Raw genomic sequence first — 482 nt, forward strand, 5'->3', positions numbered from 1 at the left:
GCATCGAGTCAAATGCGCAGGAGGAACATTCAATCCCGCCAAAGCTCAGATATGTGCCAAGAAGGTAGTCATCCTTGGACAGACTTGTAGCAAAGAAGGACGTACACCAGAAGATCAAAAAGCAAGCAAGATTCAAGACTGGCCAATACCCAAGAATACCACTCAAGTGCGTGGCTTCTTAGGTCTTTGCGGAACTGTTCGGATCTGGATACCAGACTACTCCAAGATCGCTCGCCCATTAACAGAACTAACTAAGCTTGGTGAAGAGTTCATTTGGGATGAACGAAGGCAAGCTGCCTTTGACAAACTAAAGAATTTTGTAGCCAACGCACCTGCACTCACGCCTATTGACTATACACTTGAAGATCCAGTAGTTCTAAGTGTAGACACAAGCAAGATTGCTGTTGGATTTGTACTTGCCCAAGACCGACAGGAGGCAGATCCCAAGAAACCCGGCCAGATGAAGACAGTACGACGGCCCG

The 482-nt window shown here is 47.3% G+C and carries 1 protein-coding gene; it reads left to right on the plus strand.

Annotation, left to right across the window (positions count from 1 at the left end; genetic code table 11):
* Positions 1 to 482 (plus strand): RNase H-like domain-containing protein (locus tag BBH99_RS22455; RefSeq protein ID WP_165601939.1); only part of this gene is annotated, 482 nt, incomplete at both ends.

This window comes from Chryseobacterium contaminans (assembly GCF_001684955.1).
Taxonomy (GTDB): Bacteria; Bacteroidota; Bacteroidia; order Flavobacteriales; family Weeksellaceae; genus Chryseobacterium; species Chryseobacterium contaminans.